Below are 19,771 nucleotides of genomic sequence, written 5' to 3' on the forward strand. Positions count from 1 at the left end.
CAGCAGAGCGTCTGGGTGATGAACTGGGACGCCCCCAGCTACCCGCCGAAGTTTCGTCAAATCAATGAGAACCTGGTGTTGCTGATTCTTGCTGGACCTGAATTGAAAACCGAGCGCGAACCACTCGCGTGGATCGGTCGGGCGGCAACGGGCAATGTAAAGGATTTCGAAGCAAAGGCAGGCACGACGCGCGCTGTACAGGCGTGGAAATCGACCATTGAGGTCGCAGCGCAAAACGCCGGAAGAAATCTGGATGATATTCAATACATCATCCACGATGCGGGGAAAGGCTCGGATTCGGCGTCTGAACGTGTCGGTTCTCTGTCGCGTACGTTAACGGAGAACTTGCCTGAGTTCGACTATCAGAAACAGACGTTCAATACGGCGGGATTGCTTGGAGATATGGGCGCGGGTAGCGCGCTGACAAATGTGGCGCTGGCAATCGCGCGCGCAAACCATCTCGGCGGCAGCGTACTTGTTGCAGGGACAACGGATCCAGACCATCCGGTTGCGGTCGTGGTCTCACCACCGTCTAAACTCACGCCCATCGTTGCGGATCAGGACTGGTTTCGCGCCCGCGGCGAGAACAACGCTTATCTTCCGTGGTGGGGGCGTCGTCATGACACGGATTATAAACAGCAGGGCTACTCGTACTAGGAGCGGGTCGGATGCGCGGCATCATTCGTGTGGGGGACGCAACCAGTCATGGCGGCCGGGTGACGACTGGCAGCACAATGAGTGAGGTCATGGGCAGACCAGTCGCGCGAATCGGCGACATGTGTGTATGTCCCATCGCGGGACATCAGGCCTGCGTGATTGTGGAAGGGGATCCCAATGTGACCGTCGACGGAAAACAGGCGGCCTTTGACGGACACAAGACCTCGCGTGGCGCGACACTTATATCGTCGATGCCGACTTCGGGTATAGCGTAGAAACCGACAATCCTGAGCGTCATTGTCTGCGCCTCTTCCGCACATCTTCTGCCTGCTACCCGGGCTCAGTCCAGTCGAGCCTTGAGCACATAGCACAATAAGCGAGTTCATGAGCTGACCAGTTACGCGAAAGTTTGACTTTCAGTCCTGGTAATCGGAGTACTTACGCGAATCTCCCCGAACCTTGTCAGCGGGATACTTCGTCCGATTGATATCCATCTTTTCCAAACAGGCCTGAAACAGATCGACATCAAGCTTGTCTGCCAGGCGAACGAGGTACAGCAACACATCCGCCATTTCGTGGCGAATGGCGGTTTGCTTGTCTTCATCCAGCTCGCTCTTGCCTCCGGTGGTTAACCACTGAAACGGCTCCAGTAGCTCACTCGCCTCGACGCTCAATGCCGTCGCCAGATTCTTCGGCGTGTGAAACTTGTCCCAGTCACGTTCATCCGCAAACTGACGAACGAGGTCGCGCAAGCTGGCAAGATCGCTTTGCATTTCAAAATCTCTTCGGGCGATGTCTTTCTCAGACGGTTGGAGGCAACTAATCGGATCGGTCTTACGGCAGGGGGCAGGGCATTCGAGGCGTCTCCGCTCGAATAGGTTGTGTCGTCCTCCCCTCAATGAACGGTGATGACTAAGAGGGGAGGGTTTGACGCCCGCGCTACATCGCTTTCCAAAGCTCCGGAGGATTCGACCGCGCATCCTTTGCACAAGAATCGCCAGGATCGACCACACACACGTCCTCAATACTCTTTGGCCAGACCGGAATTCTGCAGCCACGCATCGCGAACCATCGCGCAAAGGAGAACAGCAGAAGGGCAGGCGACAACAGTATCTGCACAAAAGTCTGACCGGGCAAATTCAAGGCGAGTCGCAACAAACCAAATCGCCATGTCTCACGCCGATCGGAAATGGGTAGATACGCCGGCGTACACGGTATGATCGCCGCCGCACCATCCTCCATATATCGCCGGACATATTCCCAATACCGGTAAAGCTCTTCTTTCACCGGCCACGCCAGCGCAAAACAGAATGTCTCGACCACGGTTACGCCATCGTCATCGAGAACATGTCCGCGCACATCCCATGTCTGAATGCCAAACGGGCGATTACCCCGGCCTAGAGCGAAGAAAACCTTATCCCATGGAACGGACAGCACGGTTCCGTCCAGCCGGAACACATGTACCACCCGACGCTCCCGGTCGAGGCGAATCGGGTAGTGCGTGTATCGAAAGCACTCCCTGGAAATGAGCCAGAGGAAAACTGCAATCAGACAGATGCCTAGCAGCAACGGAATCGCGCCAAAGACAAGGTTTCCGGGGCGATCGGCGGGATTGCCCAGCAATCCATCGACAAAGAAGATGTCCGCGCCGATTCCCGCTATGAATAGGCAAATGACGGTCAAGATACCCGCCACCAACGTCAATGCGCCTTTCCAGCCGTAGTACTTATCCGTGACTTCCAGGTAGCGGCTATTTATCCTGATCGTGGAGCTGAAATAATTCGGCGAAACGTCCAGGCGCTTCGCGGGATCGAGGCGGTTCTGACGCTCTTCGTCCGTGAGCGGGCGATTGACTTTGTACTTATTGATGAGGCCGGTGTACTCCATCATTAACCTTTCGTTGCCACGTCCAGTTGCTGCATTTCTATCTCCATGGTTTGATACTTGCCCTGCTTTGTTTTCCCCCAATACGTCAACTCCAGCCAATCCTGGATCTTGTTGTTGACGAGCAATGTCATCACGAACGCCCAGATAACCATCAGGCCGACAACCAGCAGGCCCCAGCCAGTCCAACCGATGAACAACAGCATCGTGGCGGCGGCCCCCAACAACCCGGAGACCCCGTAGGCTGCTGCAGCGCCGTTGTGACCGGCCTTATGTTCCTCGTACGCTCGCCATCCGTCCCATGCGGCCATCAATATCCCGGCCCCGACGCCCACTATGCGGCCTACCACACCGAATATCTCAGCACCGGCTTTCATGGTTGCCTGACCGAGCCGTACGCCGGAAACCGACAACCTGGTGAGTCCGCCTTCAATGGCATCCGCCACGGCACCAAAAATTGCCAACCCCTGCGTATAGACCCGGCGCAGCATCTCATCCTTGTGTACGGTTAGCGCGTCCTCTTCCCCCTGCATGATGGAATGCATGGCCCAACCGTTCGCCAGCAAAGCCAGGACCGCGAAGGTAAAGGGGATATTCACCTTGATGCGTTCGCTTCCCCGAGCAACCGCTTCGCGGTAGTTAGCCAGATTCAGTTCGTCGACTTGCTCCGGCGTTCGGATGCTCTTCGCAAGCCACTTCGCCTGCTCGTCGACGCTCAGGTTCTTGGGCATGTTGCGGACTTCATCCGGGTCGATCATCAATAGCCAGGTTTTTTTGTCACTGCCCTTGGTATCGACGCCGCATATCTCCTGGCGCCGCAGTTCATCGGCAACCGCCTTTTCCATCTTGTTCGCGGGTATCGATTTCGCCTTACCGCTCAGCTTCAGCATATTCTTGATGAGCGACGCGCGAAACGCTTTCTTCCCGCCTTCAATCGTCACCAGTACATAGGGCTTGCGCGCCATGACCCCGAGTGCGACGAGTCCGGAAAAAATTTTCTGACTCTCGCCCACCTTCTTCAAAGTCGCGGTAATGGCGCCTGAAACCACACTCGCAAGGCGGCCGATTTCGTCCTTCTGAGCTTCGAGCAGCTGATCGAAAGTCGCCTTTCCGATGCCCATCAGTTTGTCCCACGGCAGCTCTGCCCATGCCACGGAATTTTGAGCGGCGCTCTGGATCGCTTTTGCCTGCGTATCCTGATGCAAACAAAGCGCACGCAACAGGATATTGCGCTTGTCGTTCAGATCGCCCTGAAGCCATTCGTTATAAACATCCGCACTACATGTCTTATCCTGCGTACCGGCAATACACTGACCGAACACGATCGTGTAGACGACGCCGCTAGCTACGACTGTGCTGTCGAAATTGCAGTCGAAGTAGTTGAAGAATCGGTCACCCTTGATCAAGTCGCGATGAGCTAGCGCGAGCGGACCGATGACGTTTTGGTCGAAGGTCTGTAGCGAGGCATTGAAGCTATTCTGCCAATCGGTACGTTGCGTGTCGAAATATAGATCGTCGTACTTCTTCCATTCGTTGTCACCGGCCTTGCGTAATTGGTCCGGCGTGATGGCGCGATCCATTGCTGCCAGCGCTGAGTTGCCTGGTACCTGCATTCCTCCCATCAACCCGGCAGACATCGAGTAACCCGACTCGTCGCGCTGAGCACGCTTTTCCCGATCTTCGATGAAATCTTGCTCAGCCTGAATCCGGATCGCGTCTCGAATCTGCTCGATAACGCCGGACAAAGCAGTCTTGCGGGGCCGGTCCTTATCGTTGCGCTCGTCACGCATGAACGCCTGCATGCGTATGCGCATGAGCAGCGCCAGTTCAGCGGCAATGCCGGCGGGATCGGGGACGGCGACCATAACAGCTTCATAGGGTTTAGCCACCTGCTTTCCCCATTCCATCAAACCTTTAGCCTGATCGCCCAGAAAGTTGAGAGGTTGCTGCGAAAAGCCCAGCGCACGATCCGATATGATCGTCACTTCGGGTAGCCATGTACCGGCCATATTCTGTTTCAATTCAGCGAGGCGTGCCTGTACGTCAGCCTCCTGCTTCTGTTCAGCGTGCGCCGCAGCCCCATGCAAAGGCTGCGCCGTGCGCGCCTGCTTCATCTGTTTGAGTTGCTGCTCAAGCGCGGCGGCTTGTTTGGCGAGCGCGTCGCGAGCGTTCGTTGCTTCGGTATCCGGCTTGAGTACTTTCGTGAATTCGGCCACGTTCTTGAGCTTACTGAACGTATCCATGTGCGCAGCCGCCTTTTGTGCACGCACGTCGGCCATGTTGATGCAGCGCATGTGTCTCTTGCGATAGGCGGCTTCCGAGTGCGCAGCCAGTACATTTTCTGTCCACATTACGTCGGAAAATGCCAGCCAGATATTCCCCGCCTGGGCCGCATCCTTGACCGTGATACAGCGCGCCAGATATGGATCGGCTTTGCGGACGCAAGCTTCGTTAAAAGTTTTATCCGGAACCTGCGGCGGCACCTTCGCATGGATATCGAAATGATAGAGCAGTCCCTGACTGTTCACGATATATGCGCCCCACTCGCCTCTGACTTCGTCAAACACGTAGAGATAGCCAGGCCGCAAAATACGCAGCGTGTATTTGGCACTCTCGCCGGGTAAAGCCACCTTGCCGGCATTGAACGGAGCAACGATGTCCGGCGCCTTCCCTCCGAGGTCGGTACGCGCCACAGCGTAGCGCAGCGGAAGAATCGGCAAGCCGCTTCTGTCGCAGAACGGACAGGTTTGGACCGGCGGGGTGGTGGCGGCAGTCATGTGCGCTCCTTCAATTGTTCTATTTCACTGCTTATACGGTGCATGGCCGCTTCGTCCAGATGACGGCAAGCGCCCACATAGGTGAGCTCCCCGCTAAGCGCGAGAGCGAGGCAGGCCCGCAATTCCTGATGGGCATGGATATCGGGATGAAAACGGACAGCCTGTTCCGCATAAAGCTGGCGATCGCTGGATTCGCTCAAACGATGCACCGTCCACGCCCTGTCGAGAGCGGCGTCGATCCGCCGGGCGAGTGCGGCGTCATTCGGAAGATCGGGCGCATTGCGCCTCAAGCGCTTCAACGTCTCGTTGATGTCGCCGAACCTCAGCAGCGTGTCCCATTGCCGAGGAGAAAAGAGTAGCCGCGACTGGGCATCGGCGGTCTCCGGTGCGTGTTCGCGAGACTGCCAGGACCCGTCGAACACGGGCCACGTCCAGCGCTGCAGAGGGCCCAGCAAGCTTTCCCACTGCGAAGGCTCAAGGAGCCAGTCGAGATGCCACAAGACCCGCGGATCGTACAGGCGGACGATGTCGTATGCACGGCGGGCGTGATGGTATTGCGTCATCTGCCTCGCCAGATGGTCGCGCACCCTGTCCGGATCGGCTTGCGTTTGCAGCAGTGAGCAAAAATAGGGGGTGCCGCATTCTGCTTCCCAACGTTGAGCGCGGCCCGATAGATCAACGCGCGCGAGTTCGTCCATGCGGTGCAATTCGACCAGCCGGGGGAAGAGTTCGGCTTGCCCTTTGAATCGCTGAGGCACAACCGGCTCAGAGGGCAGATCGCTCCACTCGGCCTCATCCACCTGCAGAGGATTGATCAGCGCGTACGGATACGTCCGCAGGGTAGCTTCGTTTAGGGACGGCGTAACCATATCAGGACGCATTCATGGTGCCGGCGCCGATCGCGTCGGCACCACGGGCTTTGAACTCGCAAAGCTTGGGTTCGCTTCGCGCCAGTTCGGCCTGGGCTTGCGCGCTTTTCGGTCCGGTGAGCGTGTGGCTTGCAGCATGAAACTCGACGGTGCCAGGCGCCCCCACCTCAATGCCATTGCCCTCCATTTTCAGATACGCTTTGGCGGCATTGAGCAACACGCGTTTCGGCGCTTGCAGGCTAACACCGGACTGCGCGCTGGCCAGCGTCACGGCCTTCTGTGCCGAAGCGCTAAGCGTCCCGCCGTTCTGCGCCTGCACGCTCACCGAACCCGTCGCGGCATGCAGCGCGATGCCTTGGCCGGAGACCGGCCGCCCGGTGCCGGCTATGCCTTGTGTATAGAGCGCGATGCCCTGATTGGCGACCACGCTGGTCTTGCCTTTCGCCGTCAGTTGCAAATCTTGTCCCGCGCTGAGCACAGTCTCCGTGCCCGACACCCACACGTGACTCTTCGCGGACACTGCTGCGACGCCTTGCTCGCCATGAGCAAGCAGATGCGGACGACTCCATGCAATGGCGCTCCCGCTGCCGCCGCCCTCGCCCGCGGCGCCGCTTTGCCGCACACCGCCGAGAGCATCGTGACTTTGCGCAATACCCTTGGCCGCGGCCAATTGCGACGTCTGACCGGACGCAGCACTTTGCGTCGCGGTATCCGCCGCGCTGGGTGTCGCAGCCGAAGAGGGCGCTGCTCCCAACTCTGCCTGATCCGTGAGCGCGGTATCGGCAAGACGCTGCACTAGCTGCTGACTCTGCACAAGCACCTGACTGGACGCCACGGCGTCCATCTGGCTCACGCCTGGTGCAGAGCTGATCAACATGCCTGAGCCGCCGCGCAGCGCACCGGCACCGTCGGTCTTCAATTCGGCGCCGTACCCGCGATCGGCCTGCCGCTGGTTGTCCTGGATCTGCTTGATATGTCCAAGCGTCAGGCCGCTGTTGTGATCGGTCGTGTACAGATGCGCAGCGGACTGGCCTGCCGAGTCGTCGAGGAGAAACTGACGATAGCCCCCCGTGCCCTGCTGGCTCAAACTCATGTTCTGCGTCTTGAAGCCGGTCAGCGCAGCCGGATGCCCATTGCCCGCAAACCAGGCCGCGGCGTTGCCCGTACTGCTGCTCGGGCCGCCGGCCTGGGCATTGTGCTGGGCATCGGCATTGCCTTGGCCGTTGTAGAGCGCCGCTACCGCAACCGGGCGGTCGGGCTGACCCTCCAGCCATTCGGTCCACACCTCTTGCCCAACACGCGGGACATTCACCCCGCCCCAGTTGTCGCCGCCGATCGGGGTCAGCATCCGCGTCCAGGTGCCGGCCCCTTGATCGGCAGGCGCATTGGCCGCGTGCGGATGATCTTCACGGCTGGCGGCGTTTTGCCCTCGCTGCGCGTGGTGCTGAATCCGGATCCGGTGGTCCCGGTCGGTATGGACGGGATTGCCCGCGCCGACCGTGATCGCCGTTTGCGCGCCTTGCGCGACTGCAACGGGATGAGCGCGAGCGCCATGGCCGGCATCCGCGAGTGGACGATAACTCTGGGTGGCTGGCAGAGCGAGAAAGCGGTTTCGATAAACCGAATCGCCGTCCGTCAATGGCCGGCTGTCGTGGGTGCCGGCGTCGAGCGCTGCATGCAACGCCGTCGCCATGCCCCGCGCGCTCGTATCCACGTCGCGCATCGGCGGTATCGTGCCGAGTCGCTGCGAGATCGCGCTATGAACATTCGCGTCGATGTTCGCGCGGGCTTCATGTTGCACACGCAGGCAGATAAACGCATCCGATGCACTCAGCGTCGGATGCTGGCTGATCGCAAAGCGCAGGCCGGGCCGCAAATCTCTGCGGGTGCTTGCCCCTTCGCTGCGCAAGGCGGCGACCCGCTGGGCATCCAATTGCTGTTGCGCGCGCTGATCGCCGACTGAACCCGTCTGGAACGCATAGGGGCCCGCGACGTCCCGGTCCACACCAGGAACCACGGCGCCGTTCGCCTGTGCCCCGGTAGGCCGGGTCGACAGGCTCCGGTGATCCCAACTGGCCCGCACGACACTGCCGATGCGCCAACGCCGCGCCGGCATGAAGTGTTGAATGCTCCCTTGCGGGTCGCCGTCGCTCGTCTGGTGAAAACCGATGATCTCGGGATTGTCCGGCGTGAAGCGCTGGTTCGAATCCGCCAGCACGAGCGTGTGTTTGCCGAAGCTCGAGGAATCGGCGTCTCCCTCATGCTCGAACCAATAGAAGATGCCTTCTTCCGCCCACAGACGCTCGAGGAAATCGAAATCGGATTCACCGGCTTGCGCAGTGAGACTGCGCTTGCGGTATTTCGAACGATCACCCAATGCCCAGCGCCACGCGGGAGCCACCGCGCCGCGTGTGTGGTAGCCAAAAATCTGCTCGCTGATGTCAATAACACTCGCGTCCTGATAGTTGTAGCTGTCCACACGCTGACGCAGCAACGCGAGCCAAGGCTCCACCACCAGGCGGTAGCGGGCCAGACCACCGTTGTAGCCGACGAGCTCCGCCGCTACGACATGGCCGTGCAATGGGCGACGCCCGTCGCTGCCCTCGGCCGCCAGCCACTCGGCCAGCACCGGAGCACCGATCAGCTGGGCGAGAGGCAAGCCGGGACGCTCGGACAGCGCGGTCACCTGGAACCGGAAACCGCCGTGGTCGATCGCTTCCCACCCTTGCAGGCTTTCGGCCACCAGCGCCTGGGCGCCCAATGACGTGGTCAGCCACAAGAAGCGGTTCTGCTGTGACCAGCCGCTGAGCAGTGCCTGTCGAATATCCAGAGTCGTCATCATTTCTCAATGCCTCAAAATCACTGCGACGATACGGCCCGCAGCGAGATATCACTGCGCTTTTAGCTCGATCGACTGCACGTCGTTCATTGGCGTGTAGACCTTTCCTTGCATCTCGGCGGGCGCGAGAACGTCGACCGTCATCTCACCGGTGAACCGATACTTTCCTGGCGTGACTCGACGCGAGGCAGAGGTGTTGCTGAAAGCAATGGCGGAGTACGGAACCAGGAACGCCAGGGTGACCGGCTCGCCCGGCTTCACAGTGATCTCTTTGGCATAGCGTCGCGATGCGTCGCTCAGGTACCGGGTGACGAGGCGAACGTAGAAGTTGGTACCCGCGCCATTGATCGCGCCGATCTGCACGTTCTGTAGGTCGGGACGCGCGAGATCGGGCGACCATGCGTCAGGTCCTGCGATGCTGATATCCTTCTGCCCGTCATTGCCGAACGTCAACTCGAGAACGAATCCGTCTCCGCCCGAGTGCACAGTAAAGACCGGATGGAGATTGATCTCCGGGTGGCCGCTCTTCAAGACCTTGTCGGCAATCTCAAAGAACGGATCGAGCCGGGTGTTGAACGCTTCGCCAACCTTAAAGTCGTATTCGCCCTCATAGTGTTGCCCGTCCTTGTCGAACGAAAAGGCCAGCATGGGACGGCCGGTCATACCACGCACAGGGGCAAAGGTACGGCTGCTCAAGGCCTCTTTCAGCGAGTCGATCTGTTGCCCGGTTGCCTTGTCTACAGCCAGCACATATTTGCCGATTCCCGTATACGTGGTTGCGGGTAAGACGCTGACGTCGCGCCCGCGCGCGTAGTACGAAACCTTGCCGTTCTCGACGCTGATAATCATCGGCGGAGCGGGGTTGATCGTGCCTGGCCCGTTTCGAATCACGAAAGAGTCGGAAGGATTTTTACCGCTCGCCATTTCTGTTACTCCGAAAAGAAACACGGAAACCAATGCCATCAAAGCTGCTCGGTTCATTTCAACACTTCCCATTCGATTGCGGGTCTGCCTTCGAACCGATCGCGAAAGTCATACATGTTGCGCTGCGACCGGCCGCCCGGCGACGCTTGCGTGATATTCAGAGTCGTGACCATTTCTCTATGCCTCAAAATCGCTGCGACGGTACGGGCCGAAGTGAGATATCTGCGCTTGCAGATAGATTGCAGGCACGGCTTTCATTGGCGTGTAAATCTTGCCGCTCACCACGGCCGGCGCGAGAACATCGACCGTCATCTCACCGATAAACCGATAGCTTCCTGAGGTGATCCTCCTCGAAGAAGACGCGTCGCTGAAGGTAACGGCGGAGTAAGGGACCGAGAACGCCAAGGTCACCGGCTCGCCTGGCTTCACCGTGATTTCTTTCGCATAGCGTCGCGATGCTTCGCTCAGATATCGGCTCACCAGACGAACACAGAAGCTGGTACCCACGTCGTTGATCGCGCTGATCTGCACGTTCCGTTGGTCTGGGCGTGCGAGGTCAGGCGACCACGTGTCAGGTCCCGCGATTCTGATGTCCTTTTCTCCGTCATTGCCGAACGTCAGCTCGAGAACGAACCCGCCTGCGTCTGAATGCGCAGTAAAGACCGGATGGAGATTGATTTCAGAGTGGCCGTTCTTCAAGACCTTGTCGGCAATTTGATAAAGTGGGTAAAGCTTATTGTTGAATGCTTCGCCCAATTGATAGTTATATTCGCCTTGATAGTGCCTGCCGTTCTTCTCGAACGAAAAATCGAGCACTGGGCCATGCCCCAAACCATGCTCCGGCGCAAAGGTACGGCTGCTCAAAGCCTCCTTCACGGAGTCGATTTGTTGCCCGGTATGCTCGTCCACATCCAACACATATTTGCCGATCCCAACATACGCGGTTTCGGGTAAGGCGCTCATGCTGCGCCCACGCGCATAGAACACAATCTTACCTTCCTCGACCATGACGATCATCGGTGGAGCGGGATTGATCTCGCCTTGCCCACTGCGAATCTCGAAAGAATCGGAGGGATCTTTACCGCTTGCCATTTCCGTCACGCCGAAAAGCACAACGGAAACCAACGCCATCAAAGCTATCCGGTTCATTTCAACACTTCCCATTCGATGCCGGTTCGATCTTTGAACCAGTCGCGAAAGCCATACATGTAGTACTTCGCTATCGCAGGCGCGGCGCTATACATGCCTTGGCCCATCAGATTCGTATCGGTAGATCGCTGCCAGTTGTCGGTCAACTGGCTCATCTGCACATCGACGAGTTTCTGCGCATTGATGTAGCCCTTGTAGACCGTCCCCCCACCCACGAAGTATTCGTCCGGCCAGGCGAACAGGTGCCCCGTCTCATGCGCGATCGCGTTCTGTGTTTCGATCGGCTTGAACCACTGCGTAGACGTGTCCCAGGACACCTGTACTTCACCCCAGTTCTCGGCGTCGGGGCGGCTGGTAGTCGGATACAGATTGATGGTCTTGTGAGACCTGCCGGTGTCGACGAACTTCACATTCAGGGCGATAGCTACCTTGCACGTGCACGCACCGCCGCGGGGGCAGGCCTTCGGTCGCATGTAGTAGTTGTTCTCGTTCAGCCGGCTCTCGATCCGCTTCTGAAAACCCGCGACGCTACCCAGGCCGCCTGTGCGATTGACGGGCTTCAGCTTGACGCCCGGGGCAATGCCGTTGGTGTTGAACGGAATCGACTTGGGCTTGCCGGCCGCGTCCATCGCGACCTGCCCGCTGGCATCGAGCAGATACTGATCCTTCAGCAAGACTTTAATGATGACGGTGGCGCTCAACTGCGTGGTTGAAGGCGAGTACTCAATATCGAATGTCCCGCTTGAACCCGCAAAGTTCAGGAGCGTAGGCTTGCCGCTGCTATCTAGGACCGCTTTGCCCGACGCGTCCGTCTCGTAATAGTCGGCGCCTCCCATGCTAACGGTGTAGTCATTCTGCTTGGCCGCCTGCAGTTGCTGGGCGCACACGCTCGGCGGCGGTGCCGGCTGTTTTGAAGGCGGCCCGGCCAACTCGCTGGAAATCGGGATGTAGGGCCTCGGCCCCGACGCGCCGGCAGCCTGCGATCCCAGGCCCGGCCCTGGCGGCGCAGCCGGCGCGGATGCAGGTGCCGATGCTGCGGCTAGTGCTGGCACCGCCGCGGACGCCGACGTCGCTGCAAGCGACGAAGCTCCCCCCGCGCCGCCGCTCGTGAAGCCACCGGCGAGAAAGTCACAGACATCGCCCGGCGGCGGCGTTACGGGCAGCGCGGGTAACGAGACCGTCGTCGTCGCCGGCCCCGGGAACGGATGCGAGCCCGCCTTCACGAGGAATTGCCCCGGTGTCTCCACGGTAATGTCCGCGCCCTTGAGCGTGATCCGGTTCGGCCCCTGTTGCAGAACGATGGCATCCTGCGCCAACACGTCGACGCGGTCTTCGGTCGACATGATACGTACCGATTGATCCGCGAGAATCTCCATGGTGGCCGTGTGCGCCTCGATGCTCACCGGCCCTTGATTGGCGATCGCCTTGAGCCCGCCAGCGGCGCTGAACAAACTCACTGCATCGCCCGACGCGGCTGCTACCGTCGCCCCGGCGGCCAGATGCGCATCGCCCTGCGCAGTCAGATGCACATGCTCGGCGGCATATGAAACCGCGCTGGCCGGTGTGGTGAACGCGATGTTTTCCGGCGATTCCAGCACGATGGCCGGCGTCGCGAAGCGCTCGACCGGGGCTCCGCCGTCGCGTTGCGTGCCCACCGGCCGGGTTGCGCTCTGGCCGTTGACGGCGCCCGTGTACTTGCCGTCCTGCTGCGGATCGATCGCCTTCAGGAAATCGGCTTGCGCGGCATTGCCCGCGAAGCCGCTCGCCTTCGCGCCGGTGGCCGAGCTGTCGAGGCGTTTGGCGGTCGCGACAGCCTGTTTCAACTGACCTACGCTTTCGGCGGCATCCATCTGGGTCGAGGTCGCCTGCGCACGCGCGGTACTCGACACGAGCATGCCATCGCCGGCTCGCACGACACTCCAACCCTGCGTGGCCAGTTCGAACCCTTCACCGCGATACGCACCGCGCACCGCGCCTTGCTGAGCGATCAGATAGCCTTGCGACAGGCCGCTGTTCGCAACCGAGTTGACCAACTCGTGGCGCGACTGACCCGACGCGTCGTCCATCACCCAGCGGCTGCCGGATTGGCCGTCCAGCGTCTGCGTCTGCATGCCCGACAGGGTGCCCGGGTGATTCGCACTGCTGCCTTCACCGGCGGCGAATGGCGGTTGCACACGTCCGCCGTAAACCTGCCCCAGCACCACTGGCATATCGATGTTGCCGGAGTCGAAACCGACCACCACTTCTGCACCTATCCGCGGTGTGAAACTGTGTCCGAAATTGGGGCCGGCCGTTTGTTCGGCGAGGCGTGCCACCACGCCGGACTGATGGTTGCCCGGCGCATGGCCGGCCGGATTCGAGCGGCTCGCCGTATCGGTGAGACCGCCGGGCAGCGGAGCCACGCCTCGCATCCACGGGAACTGGATGCGTACCTGGTGATCCCGTGTACTGCTGACCCGGCTGCCGGGCTCGCCCACCACGATGGCGGTCTGCACCCCGGATACCGTCGGCCGGTCGCGATAAGGCGGCACGATCGGCACGCCAACGGGCACCGCGACAAAGCGATTGCGATAATGCCCCTGCTCCAGTTCCCCTTGCGCCAACAGTTGGGCGATTTCGGCACCGAGGTTGTTGACGGCCTCATGCTCGATCGACAACGGGACAAACGAAATCGCCTTGTCCAGATAGCCGGTCAGCGTATGGACTTTGCCAGCTTCCAATGTGCGCGACGAACCGGCGCCGTGATGGATCAGCTTCGGCAGACGCAATGCGTCAAAGCGTTGCTCGGCATAACGCTGAGCGCCGTCGACCGTGTCGAAACGCCCGGCGCGCTGCGCATCGAAAATCTCCCGGACGGGCATGACGGGTGCGCCGGAATCGGCTTGCCCCTGGGCGTGCCCAGTGAGCGCCAGCAACTCGCTCGCTTTCCAGCTCGTCGCGACGACGCGATCGGGCACGATCTGATGGCGTTCGGTGAACTGCGTCACTACCCCGTCCGGATCGCCTACGTCCTGTTGATTGAACGCAATCGTGCTGCCCTTGCCGAGCTCGGCACGGCGATCGAACACCACTACCGTGTGGTCGCCTGACGGCGCCGCGCCGCTATCCTGCGCGTGTTCGATGCGAAAGGACATGCCAGCTTCCGATAGCTGGCGCATCACGAAAGCGAAATCGGTCTCGCGATATTGGCCTCGCAGACCGAATGTGCGCTGCGGTTCCTTGAGCTCGTAGCGTCGGCGCGCCTCCGGATAATCGCCGAACACCCGTTCACAGACGCCCTCGGTATTGAGATCGGTGAAATACAGGCAATTGCGGCGCAGATGCAGGAAGGCGAGCCACGATTCCAGCGTGAGCCGGTAGCGGGTGATCTCGCCATCGCTGTCTGCATAGGCGGCATGGGTGATATAGCCGTTCCAGCAGCGCTCGCCCGCGCCGGTAGCGAGCCGCAAACGCGCGGCGCTGCCGAGCAGCGGAGTCAGGTCGAGGAACGGCTCGTTCGACAGCACGTCGATTTCAAAACGAAACGATTCGTTGATGGCTTCGCGACCGTGAAAACGTTCGACCGCGAATTTGCGCGGCAATGCAGTATCGATCTGGATATGGCGAGTGGCCTGCGAATACCCCGTCAATGCGGCAACAAGATCCATGTCATTTCCCCGTGTTCGTACGCGAGCACTGCATGCTCAAGCGCATTGCCTGCATCGGCGACTTCGAATTGGCGATTTGCATCAGGCTGCCTTCGCGGCCAGGGCGCTGCCCGATTCCATTGCGTGCAACAGACACTCCACGCAAACCTTGTCGGGAAAATTGGGTAATTGCGTATCCAACTGGTTCGGCCCTTCGAACGAGTGCTCTGCCGCATGCACCACGAACGCACCCGGACAGCCGAAAGTCACATTGCCACCCTCGATGGTCAGATGCGCGCCGCCGCTCACCGCGAGGTGCACGGTTTTCCTGGCGGCCAACTCGACGTCCGCACCGATGGACGCCACCTTCAGCTCGTCTCGGGAACGCAGCGCCAGCACGTCGTGCTGCGCCTGCAGGTCGAGATTGTCCTTACCCGCAATCACGCTCAACCCCACGCCGTTCGCCGCATTGGCGCCAGCGAGCCAGCCAATGCCCTGGCCGCTGTGCACGCGCAGCGCCTGGTTGACGGCCACGTTGGTGTCGAGGCCGCTGCCGACGGTCAGGGTTTCGCCAGCTGCCCACTGCAGCGCCTGTCCGGCAAGAACACCCTGGCCGCCCTGCGCTTCGATGCCCAGCACGGCGTCACCCGTGTGAGGCAGCGGCTTGTCCGTCGCCCGGTTCGGAGCATCGGCCACCCCTTGCTGGAAGCCGTCCGCGCTCACCGTGGTCCCGAAGCTTTGTGCCAGCGCGTTGAGCGGCGCGGCCTGGCCGTTGATCATCGACTGATCGGCGCTCTTCACGCCGCGCTGGGCTGCCAGCGGCATGGTCTGGTGCGTGTCGGCCGTCTTGTCGAGCAGACCGGCCAGCGTGATTTGCTGCGCGAGCAACGAGCGCAGCGGGGCAACGTCCCCCGCGGGCTGCCCCGCGCCCGCCGCGTAACTGCTGATCAGCACGCCCCGTTCGCCGCGCACGGCGCCGTAGGCATCCGAGCGCAACTCGAGGCCCTGCCCACGGAAGCTGCCGAGGTAGTTATCAGCCTGGTAGCGCAGATGTCCCAGATTGAGCTGCGTGGCTGCATGACTCGCGCTCATCTGCAGGCGGCCCATGCCGTCGCTGTCGTCCGCCACCAGTTGGTTGGCGCCCTGGCCGTCGAAGCCCTGGCTCTTGAAACCTGACAACGCGCCGGCGTGATTGTGCCGGTCCGCCCCCGCACCCGCGCCGTGCCACGCCGGACCGTGACCGCCGGAAAGATTGCCCTGGGCGCTCGCCATCTGGTCTGCAGCTTGCCGGTAGACCGAATCGTCGAGCGGCTGCCCCGGTTCGCCGCCGGGCGTCGGGGCTTCGCCGCCTTCCCCGCGGCCGTTGAACAGGCCGCCGAGCACGACGGGCCTGTCGATCAAGCCGTGGTGGAATTGCACCAGCACTTCCTGGCCAATCCGCTGGATCTGCTGCAGCCCGTGCCCGTCACTGGCAAGCCGCTGCATGGTGCGGGTCGGATAGGTGCCGGTGTCGCCCTCGGCCTGCCAGTGAAAACGCAGCCGCAACCGGCCCTGCGCATCCATATGAACCGGGCCGGTCGCACCCGGACTGGATTCCCCCTGCGGACCGACCACGATGGCGGTCTGCGCGCCGAGTGCCGTCGGCACGGGGTTCAAGCGTTGCCCCGTGCCGTCCTCCAGCGTCGGGCGCCAAGGCTGTGAGCGCGGTACCGCCTCGAAACGATTCGCGTAACCTCCGGCCTTCGCCTGCTTGAGCACGCGTGAATCGAGATCCGCCGACGGCAATGCGCCGAGACTCCGCTCAACCGTTTCCATGACGGTCTGCGGCAGATTGTTGACGCCCGCATGCTGCACTGCCGTCAGCAGAAACGCATCTGGCACTTGTGCCCCGCTGCGCACCTGCCCCCAGGGCGCCTGCGTTGGCCGCAGCGCGCGGCCGGACGCGGCAGTGCGCAGTGTGCTGTAGCCGGTCCAGAAACGCGCTTGGGAAACGATCGCCTGCGCCTGGCGTCGCGCGGTGTCCTCGGCCTGGCGAAGGCTGGCGAAGGCCTCCGGTCCGACGTCGTCATACAATTCGCGGGCCCCGCCAGGATTGCCGAGGCTTGCCGCCGCGGTGGTCGACTGATTGCTGCGATAGTCGCTGCTGATCAACGTGAGACGGTCGGCCGTTAGCGACAGCGACTGCCCCATACCGAGGATCATGTCGTCCGCCGCCGTCGCCATGTCGCTCAGGCGCTGCGGCACGCCGCCGAGGCGAACGGAAGTATCGTCTTCGGGAAGCTGCGTGCTGTCGTCGAAAATCAGCAGCGTGTGGCCGGACGGCGCATCCGTATCTTCGACGAAGCAAAAGCCCAGACCCGACGTGGCAAGCAGATGGCGGACGAAATCGTAATGGCTGTGAGTTCGGTACTGGACGATGTAATCGCTCGGGCCAAGCGCCTCGATGCGCTGATTCGCCTCTGTCGTGAAACGCCATTGGGCGATATTGGCGTAATCGCCGAAGATGGTGCCGAGCACTTCGGCCACCGTCTGGTTGACGAACGTGCGCTCGTCGCGACCGTGGGCCAATGCCGCCAGCCAAGGCACCAATTGCAGATAGTAACGGGCGAGGCCCGCGTCGTAGCCGATACATTCGGCCTCGGCTACGAGGCCGCTACGGGTTGCGACCGTAGCGTCACCCGACATGGTTCGAATCGTGGCGCGCTGCCCGAGCATCGCCTCCAGATCCAGGCCCGGGTCGGTGGCCAACGCGTAGACATCCCATTGATAGTTGTCGCCCAGCGACTCGCGACCAACCCAGCGCTCGATCTGCATGGCCGATAAAGGCCCGCTCCCCTCGAGCGAATAGAGACGATTAAACGTGCTGAACATCGACGTGAATTGCGCGATAACGCTCATGTGGGCCCGCTCTCTCAAATTAAGACCGCTTTCTTTGAGTACATATTGCCGCATAAGAAACCGGAAATTCATTAATCGGCCAATATGACCGCTTTCTTTGAACGCCGGCGGCATCACCCCATCCATTCAGATGCGTGTTCATGCGCCCCCGTTTGCGGTCAGACATTTTAAAGACAGTCCGAGGCTTATGCCATAAAAACCCTGATATTTAACAAATGACCCGGTATTGGCAGCGCTATACCGAAGCAATTCAAACGCTCTATGACCATCGCCATTGCCTTATCTGAAAGGGGAATCGCTGATACTTCAATTAAATCCGCCAGATTGGAGTATCGCTTCCTACCGGCATTAGCAAGTAAAATCGGGAATCCCCGTTTCAGCCAATCGGCTGAGTGCGATCGGGCCATTCAATACGCATGGCTCAAACGGATAGAGCGAAAAGGAAACCAGCGTATGACACGTCCATTTATTGTCCTCGGCGACAAACACAGCCACGGCGGCTCAGTTACCAGCGCGGCGACCAGCGCCAAAATCGGCGGCAAGAACATTGCCCGCCGCAACGACAAGGTAACCTGCCCGATTCACGGCCCCAACCACATCGCCGACGGCGATGACACGGCCATCATCGAAAACGAAGGCGCCGCCCGCGACGGCTACAAAACCGCCTGCGGCGCGACGCTGATCGCGAGCCAGTCGACCACCGGCGGCGCATGAGCACGGCACAGGAATCGGCAGGGGGAAGCGGGATCCAGCGTTCGACGCTGCGCACCGCCCTGGTAGCGGTCGCGATATTCGTTTCGGTATGGATTGTCGCTGTGCTGTACTGGAAGACAACCTATCATCCGCCGACCTGGCGGGACCTGCTGCTATGCGGCGTGGCATTGCCCATGCTGCTGGTCGTCGGACTCATGCTGGGGCGCAGGACTATCGAGCGGATACGCCAGCCGGAGCGCGTCGTCCAGCCGGCCGTTCAGGCGCCGAGCGCCGCCTCCAGCGACGACTCCGCGCATCAATGGACCATGGCGTTGCTAGACAGCAGCCTGCGTCTGCCGTCGGGCATCACACCAGAGGAAATCGGCGACGCTGCCCGCGAAGCAACCGTGGTCACACTGCACCCCGATCTGACGCGCCAGGACGGCGTGAGAATCTTTGCGAGCGGGGTCGCCTCAATCGCGCCCGCTCGTTTCGACGAAAGTCTGCTGCCGCCCGGCTCGGCAGAGGCGTTGAACGACGAACACCGGCGCGCGATGCTGCTGGCTGCCGAGACGCTCGACGAGTTGATGGAGCGCCAGGCCGGCGCCGCGAGCGCCTATGCCGACGTCCCGACGCAAGCGCCTGCACTCAAGCTGCATCTGCTATTTCCTGAACGTTGGCAGCCGGTGGCGGCGACGCTGGCCGCATGGCTCGACGCGCACCTTGCCCGCGAGCCATGGATGCCGCGCATGGAGCGTGTCACCCTGATGTGCGTGGCCGACCCGGTCGAAGCCCTGGCGATGCTGGACCGACTGAACGAGGTCCTCCGCGAGCAACCGCTCGCGACACGTCACATCGTGCTGGCGCTCGACTCATCGCTCAGCAGGGCAACGGTCGACTCGCTCGACAATCTCGACCAGCTCTACGGGCAGCAGCGCCCCAACGGGCACGTGCTCGGCGAAGGTGCCTGCGCATTGCTGCTCGCACATCCTGCCGCGGTGGATGTCGTTCCGGCAGTGCAAGTTCATCGGCTCACCGCGAGCCGCCTTTCTGCTCCCGTCGAACAACCCGACCAACAGCGGGGAGACGCCGTGATGCAATTACTCGATTCGGCACGCAAGCACACCGTGGCGCCCGAACTGGAGATCGCGGCTTGCGCGTTGGTCAGCGACGCCGACCAACGGAACAGCCGGCGTGCGGAAATCACGGCTGTGGCCGAACTGGCGTGGCCAGATTCGGACACCAGCGGGCGCTGCCTGCATCTGGGTCTCGCAAACGGCGAGAGCAGCGCAGTGCTGGCGCTGAGTGCGATTGCGGTGGCCGGCGACCACTGCCTCAGGGAGCAGCAGCCGACTTTCGCCGTCTCGACCAGCGATGCGACTGCCCGAGGGGTGATGCTTATCAGTCTCCCGCAGGAGCCGGGGGAGCCGGCGAGCGCTCCGATCCCGGTGTGAT

The 19,771-nt window shown here is 61.2% G+C and carries 12 protein-coding genes and 1 pseudogene; 4 read left to right on the forward strand and 9 right to left on the reverse strand.

Annotation, left to right across the window (positions count from 1 at the left end; all coding sequences use genetic code 11):
• Both BCY88_RS18940 and BCY88_RS18945 read left to right on the forward strand, forming a co-directional pair.
• Positions 1-657 (forward strand): annotated as a pseudogene (locus tag BCY88_RS18940) (virulence factor); the annotation flags it as partial.
• An 11-nt stretch (positions 658-668) separates the two neighbouring features.
• A complete protein-coding gene (locus BCY88_RS18945) occupies positions 669-932 on the forward strand; it encodes a PAAR domain-containing protein (RefSeq protein WP_120345747.1) in 264 nt (87 codons plus the stop codon).
• 141 nt (positions 933-1,073) lie between these two features.
• On the opposite strand, the gene BCY88_RS18950 is transcribed toward BCY88_RS18945, so the two are convergent.
• The 9 genes from BCY88_RS18950 to BCY88_RS18990 all read right to left on the reverse strand — a co-directional run bounded on the left by BCY88_RS18950 (position 1,074) and on the right by BCY88_RS18990 (position 17,623).
• Positions 1,074-1,430 (reverse strand): nucleotide pyrophosphohydrolase, encoded by a 357-nt coding sequence (locus tag BCY88_RS18950; protein ID WP_120345748.1) that lies wholly within the window; start codon positions 1,428-1,430, stop codon positions 1,074-1,076.
• Positions 1,431-1,596: 166 nt separating this feature from the next.
• On the reverse strand, positions 1,597-2,547 hold the full coding sequence (locus BCY88_RS18955) for a DUF6708 domain-containing protein (protein WP_120345749.1): 951 nt from the start codon (positions 2,545-2,547) through the stop codon (positions 1,597-1,599).
• On the reverse strand, positions 2,547-5,318 hold the full coding sequence (locus BCY88_RS18960; protein WP_120345750.1) for a T6SS effector BTH_I2691 family protein: 2,772 nt from the start codon (positions 5,316-5,318) through the stop codon (positions 2,547-2,549). The genes BCY88_RS18955 and BCY88_RS18960 overlap by 1 nt, the downstream gene beginning before the upstream one ends.
• Positions 5,315-6,187 carry a DUF4123 domain-containing protein gene (locus tag BCY88_RS18965; protein ID WP_183081400.1) on the reverse strand — a complete coding sequence of 291 codons (873 nt, stop codon included), beginning with the start codon at positions 6,185-6,187 and terminating at the stop codon, positions 5,315-5,317. The genes BCY88_RS18960 and BCY88_RS18965 overlap by 4 nt, the downstream gene beginning before the upstream one ends.
• A gap of 1 nt (position 6,188) precedes the next feature.
• The gene (locus tag BCY88_RS18970; protein WP_120345752.1) at positions 6,189-9,029 is read right to left on the reverse strand and encodes a type VI secretion system Vgr family protein; all 2,841 of its coding nucleotides are present in this window, start codon (positions 9,027-9,029) and stop codon (positions 6,189-6,191) included.
• A 48-nt stretch (positions 9,030-9,077) separates the two neighbouring features.
• Positions 9,078-10,007: a hypothetical protein gene (locus tag BCY88_RS18975; protein ID WP_220669675.1), complete on the reverse strand. Its 930-nt coding sequence runs from the start codon at positions 10,005-10,007 to the stop codon at positions 9,078-9,080.
• Between the two features lie 120 nt (positions 10,008-10,127).
• Positions 10,128-11,114, reverse strand: a complete 987-nt coding sequence (locus BCY88_RS18980; RefSeq protein WP_147408530.1) for a hypothetical protein — start codon at positions 11,112-11,114, stop codon at positions 10,128-10,130.
• On the reverse strand, positions 11,096-14,746 hold the full coding sequence (locus BCY88_RS18985) for a type VI secretion system Vgr family protein (RefSeq protein ID WP_120345755.1): 3,651 nt from the start codon (positions 14,744-14,746) through the stop codon (positions 11,096-11,098). The genes BCY88_RS18980 and BCY88_RS18985 overlap by 19 nt, the downstream gene beginning before the upstream one ends.
• Before the next feature lie 81 nt (positions 14,747-14,827).
• Positions 14,828-17,623, reverse strand: coding sequence for a type VI secretion system Vgr family protein (locus BCY88_RS18990; protein ID WP_120345756.1), 2,796 nt, complete (start codon positions 17,621-17,623; stop codon positions 14,828-14,830).
• A 453-nt stretch (positions 17,624-18,076) separates the two neighbouring features.
• Between BCY88_RS18990 and BCY88_RS18995 the strand changes: the two genes are divergently transcribed.
• Together BCY88_RS18995 and BCY88_RS19000 are read left to right on the forward strand one after the other, a co-directional pair.
• A complete protein-coding gene (locus tag BCY88_RS18995; protein ID WP_074281713.1) occupies positions 18,077-18,337 on the forward strand; it encodes a PAAR domain-containing protein in 261 nt (86 codons plus the stop codon).
• Entirely contained in the window at positions 18,334-19,770 is a 1,437-nt protein-coding gene (locus BCY88_RS19000) for a hypothetical protein (RefSeq protein WP_259461447.1), read from the forward strand. Before BCY88_RS18995 ends, BCY88_RS19000 begins: the two co-directional genes overlap by 4 nt.
• Position 19,771: the final 1 nt, after the last annotated feature.

The sequence above is a fragment of the Paraburkholderia fungorum genome (assembly GCF_003610895.1).
Taxonomy (GTDB): Bacteria; Pseudomonadota; Gammaproteobacteria; order Burkholderiales; family Burkholderiaceae; genus Paraburkholderia; species Paraburkholderia fungorum_B.

Coding starts and splice junctions, on each gene's coding strand:
- BCY88_RS18980 (WP_147408530.1), bottom strand. CDS start 11,114: ATGGGAAGTGTTGAAATGAACCGGATAGCTTTGATGGCGTTGGTTTCC.
- BCY88_RS18985 (WP_120345755.1), bottom strand. CDS start 14,746: ATGGATCTTGTTGCCGCATTGACGGGGTATTCGCAGGCCACTCGCCAT.
- BCY88_RS18945 (WP_120345747.1), top strand. CDS start 669: ATGCGCGGCATCATTCGTGTGGGGGACGCAACCAGTCATGGCGGCCGG.
- BCY88_RS18995 (WP_074281713.1), top strand. CDS start 18,077: ATGACACGTCCATTTATTGTCCTCGGCGACAAACACAGCCACGGCGGC.
- BCY88_RS18960 (WP_120345750.1), bottom strand. CDS start 5,318: ATGACTGCCGCCACCACCCCGCCGGTCCAAACCTGTCCGTTCTGCGAC.
- BCY88_RS18955 (WP_120345749.1), bottom strand. CDS start 2,547: ATGATGGAGTACACCGGCCTCATCAATAAGTACAAAGTCAATCGCCCG.
- BCY88_RS18975 (WP_220669675.1), bottom strand. CDS start 10,007: ATGAACCGAGCAGCTTTGATGGCATTGGTTTCCGTGTTTCTTTTCGGA.
- BCY88_RS18965 (WP_183081400.1), bottom strand. CDS start 6,187: ATGGTTACGCCGTCCCTAAACGAAGCTACCCTGCGGACGTATCCGTAC.
- BCY88_RS18970 (WP_120345752.1), bottom strand. CDS start 9,029: ATGATGACGACTCTGGATATTCGACAGGCACTGCTCAGCGGCTGGTCA.
- BCY88_RS19000 (WP_259461447.1), top strand. CDS start 18,334: ATGAGCACGGCACAGGAATCGGCAGGGGGAAGCGGGATCCAGCGTTCG.
- BCY88_RS18990 (WP_120345756.1), bottom strand. CDS start 17,623: ATGAGCGTTATCGCGCAATTCACGTCGATGTTCAGCACGTTTAATCGT.
- BCY88_RS18950 (WP_120345748.1), bottom strand. CDS start 1,430: ATGCAAAGCGATCTTGCCAGCTTGCGCGACCTCGTTCGTCAGTTTGCG.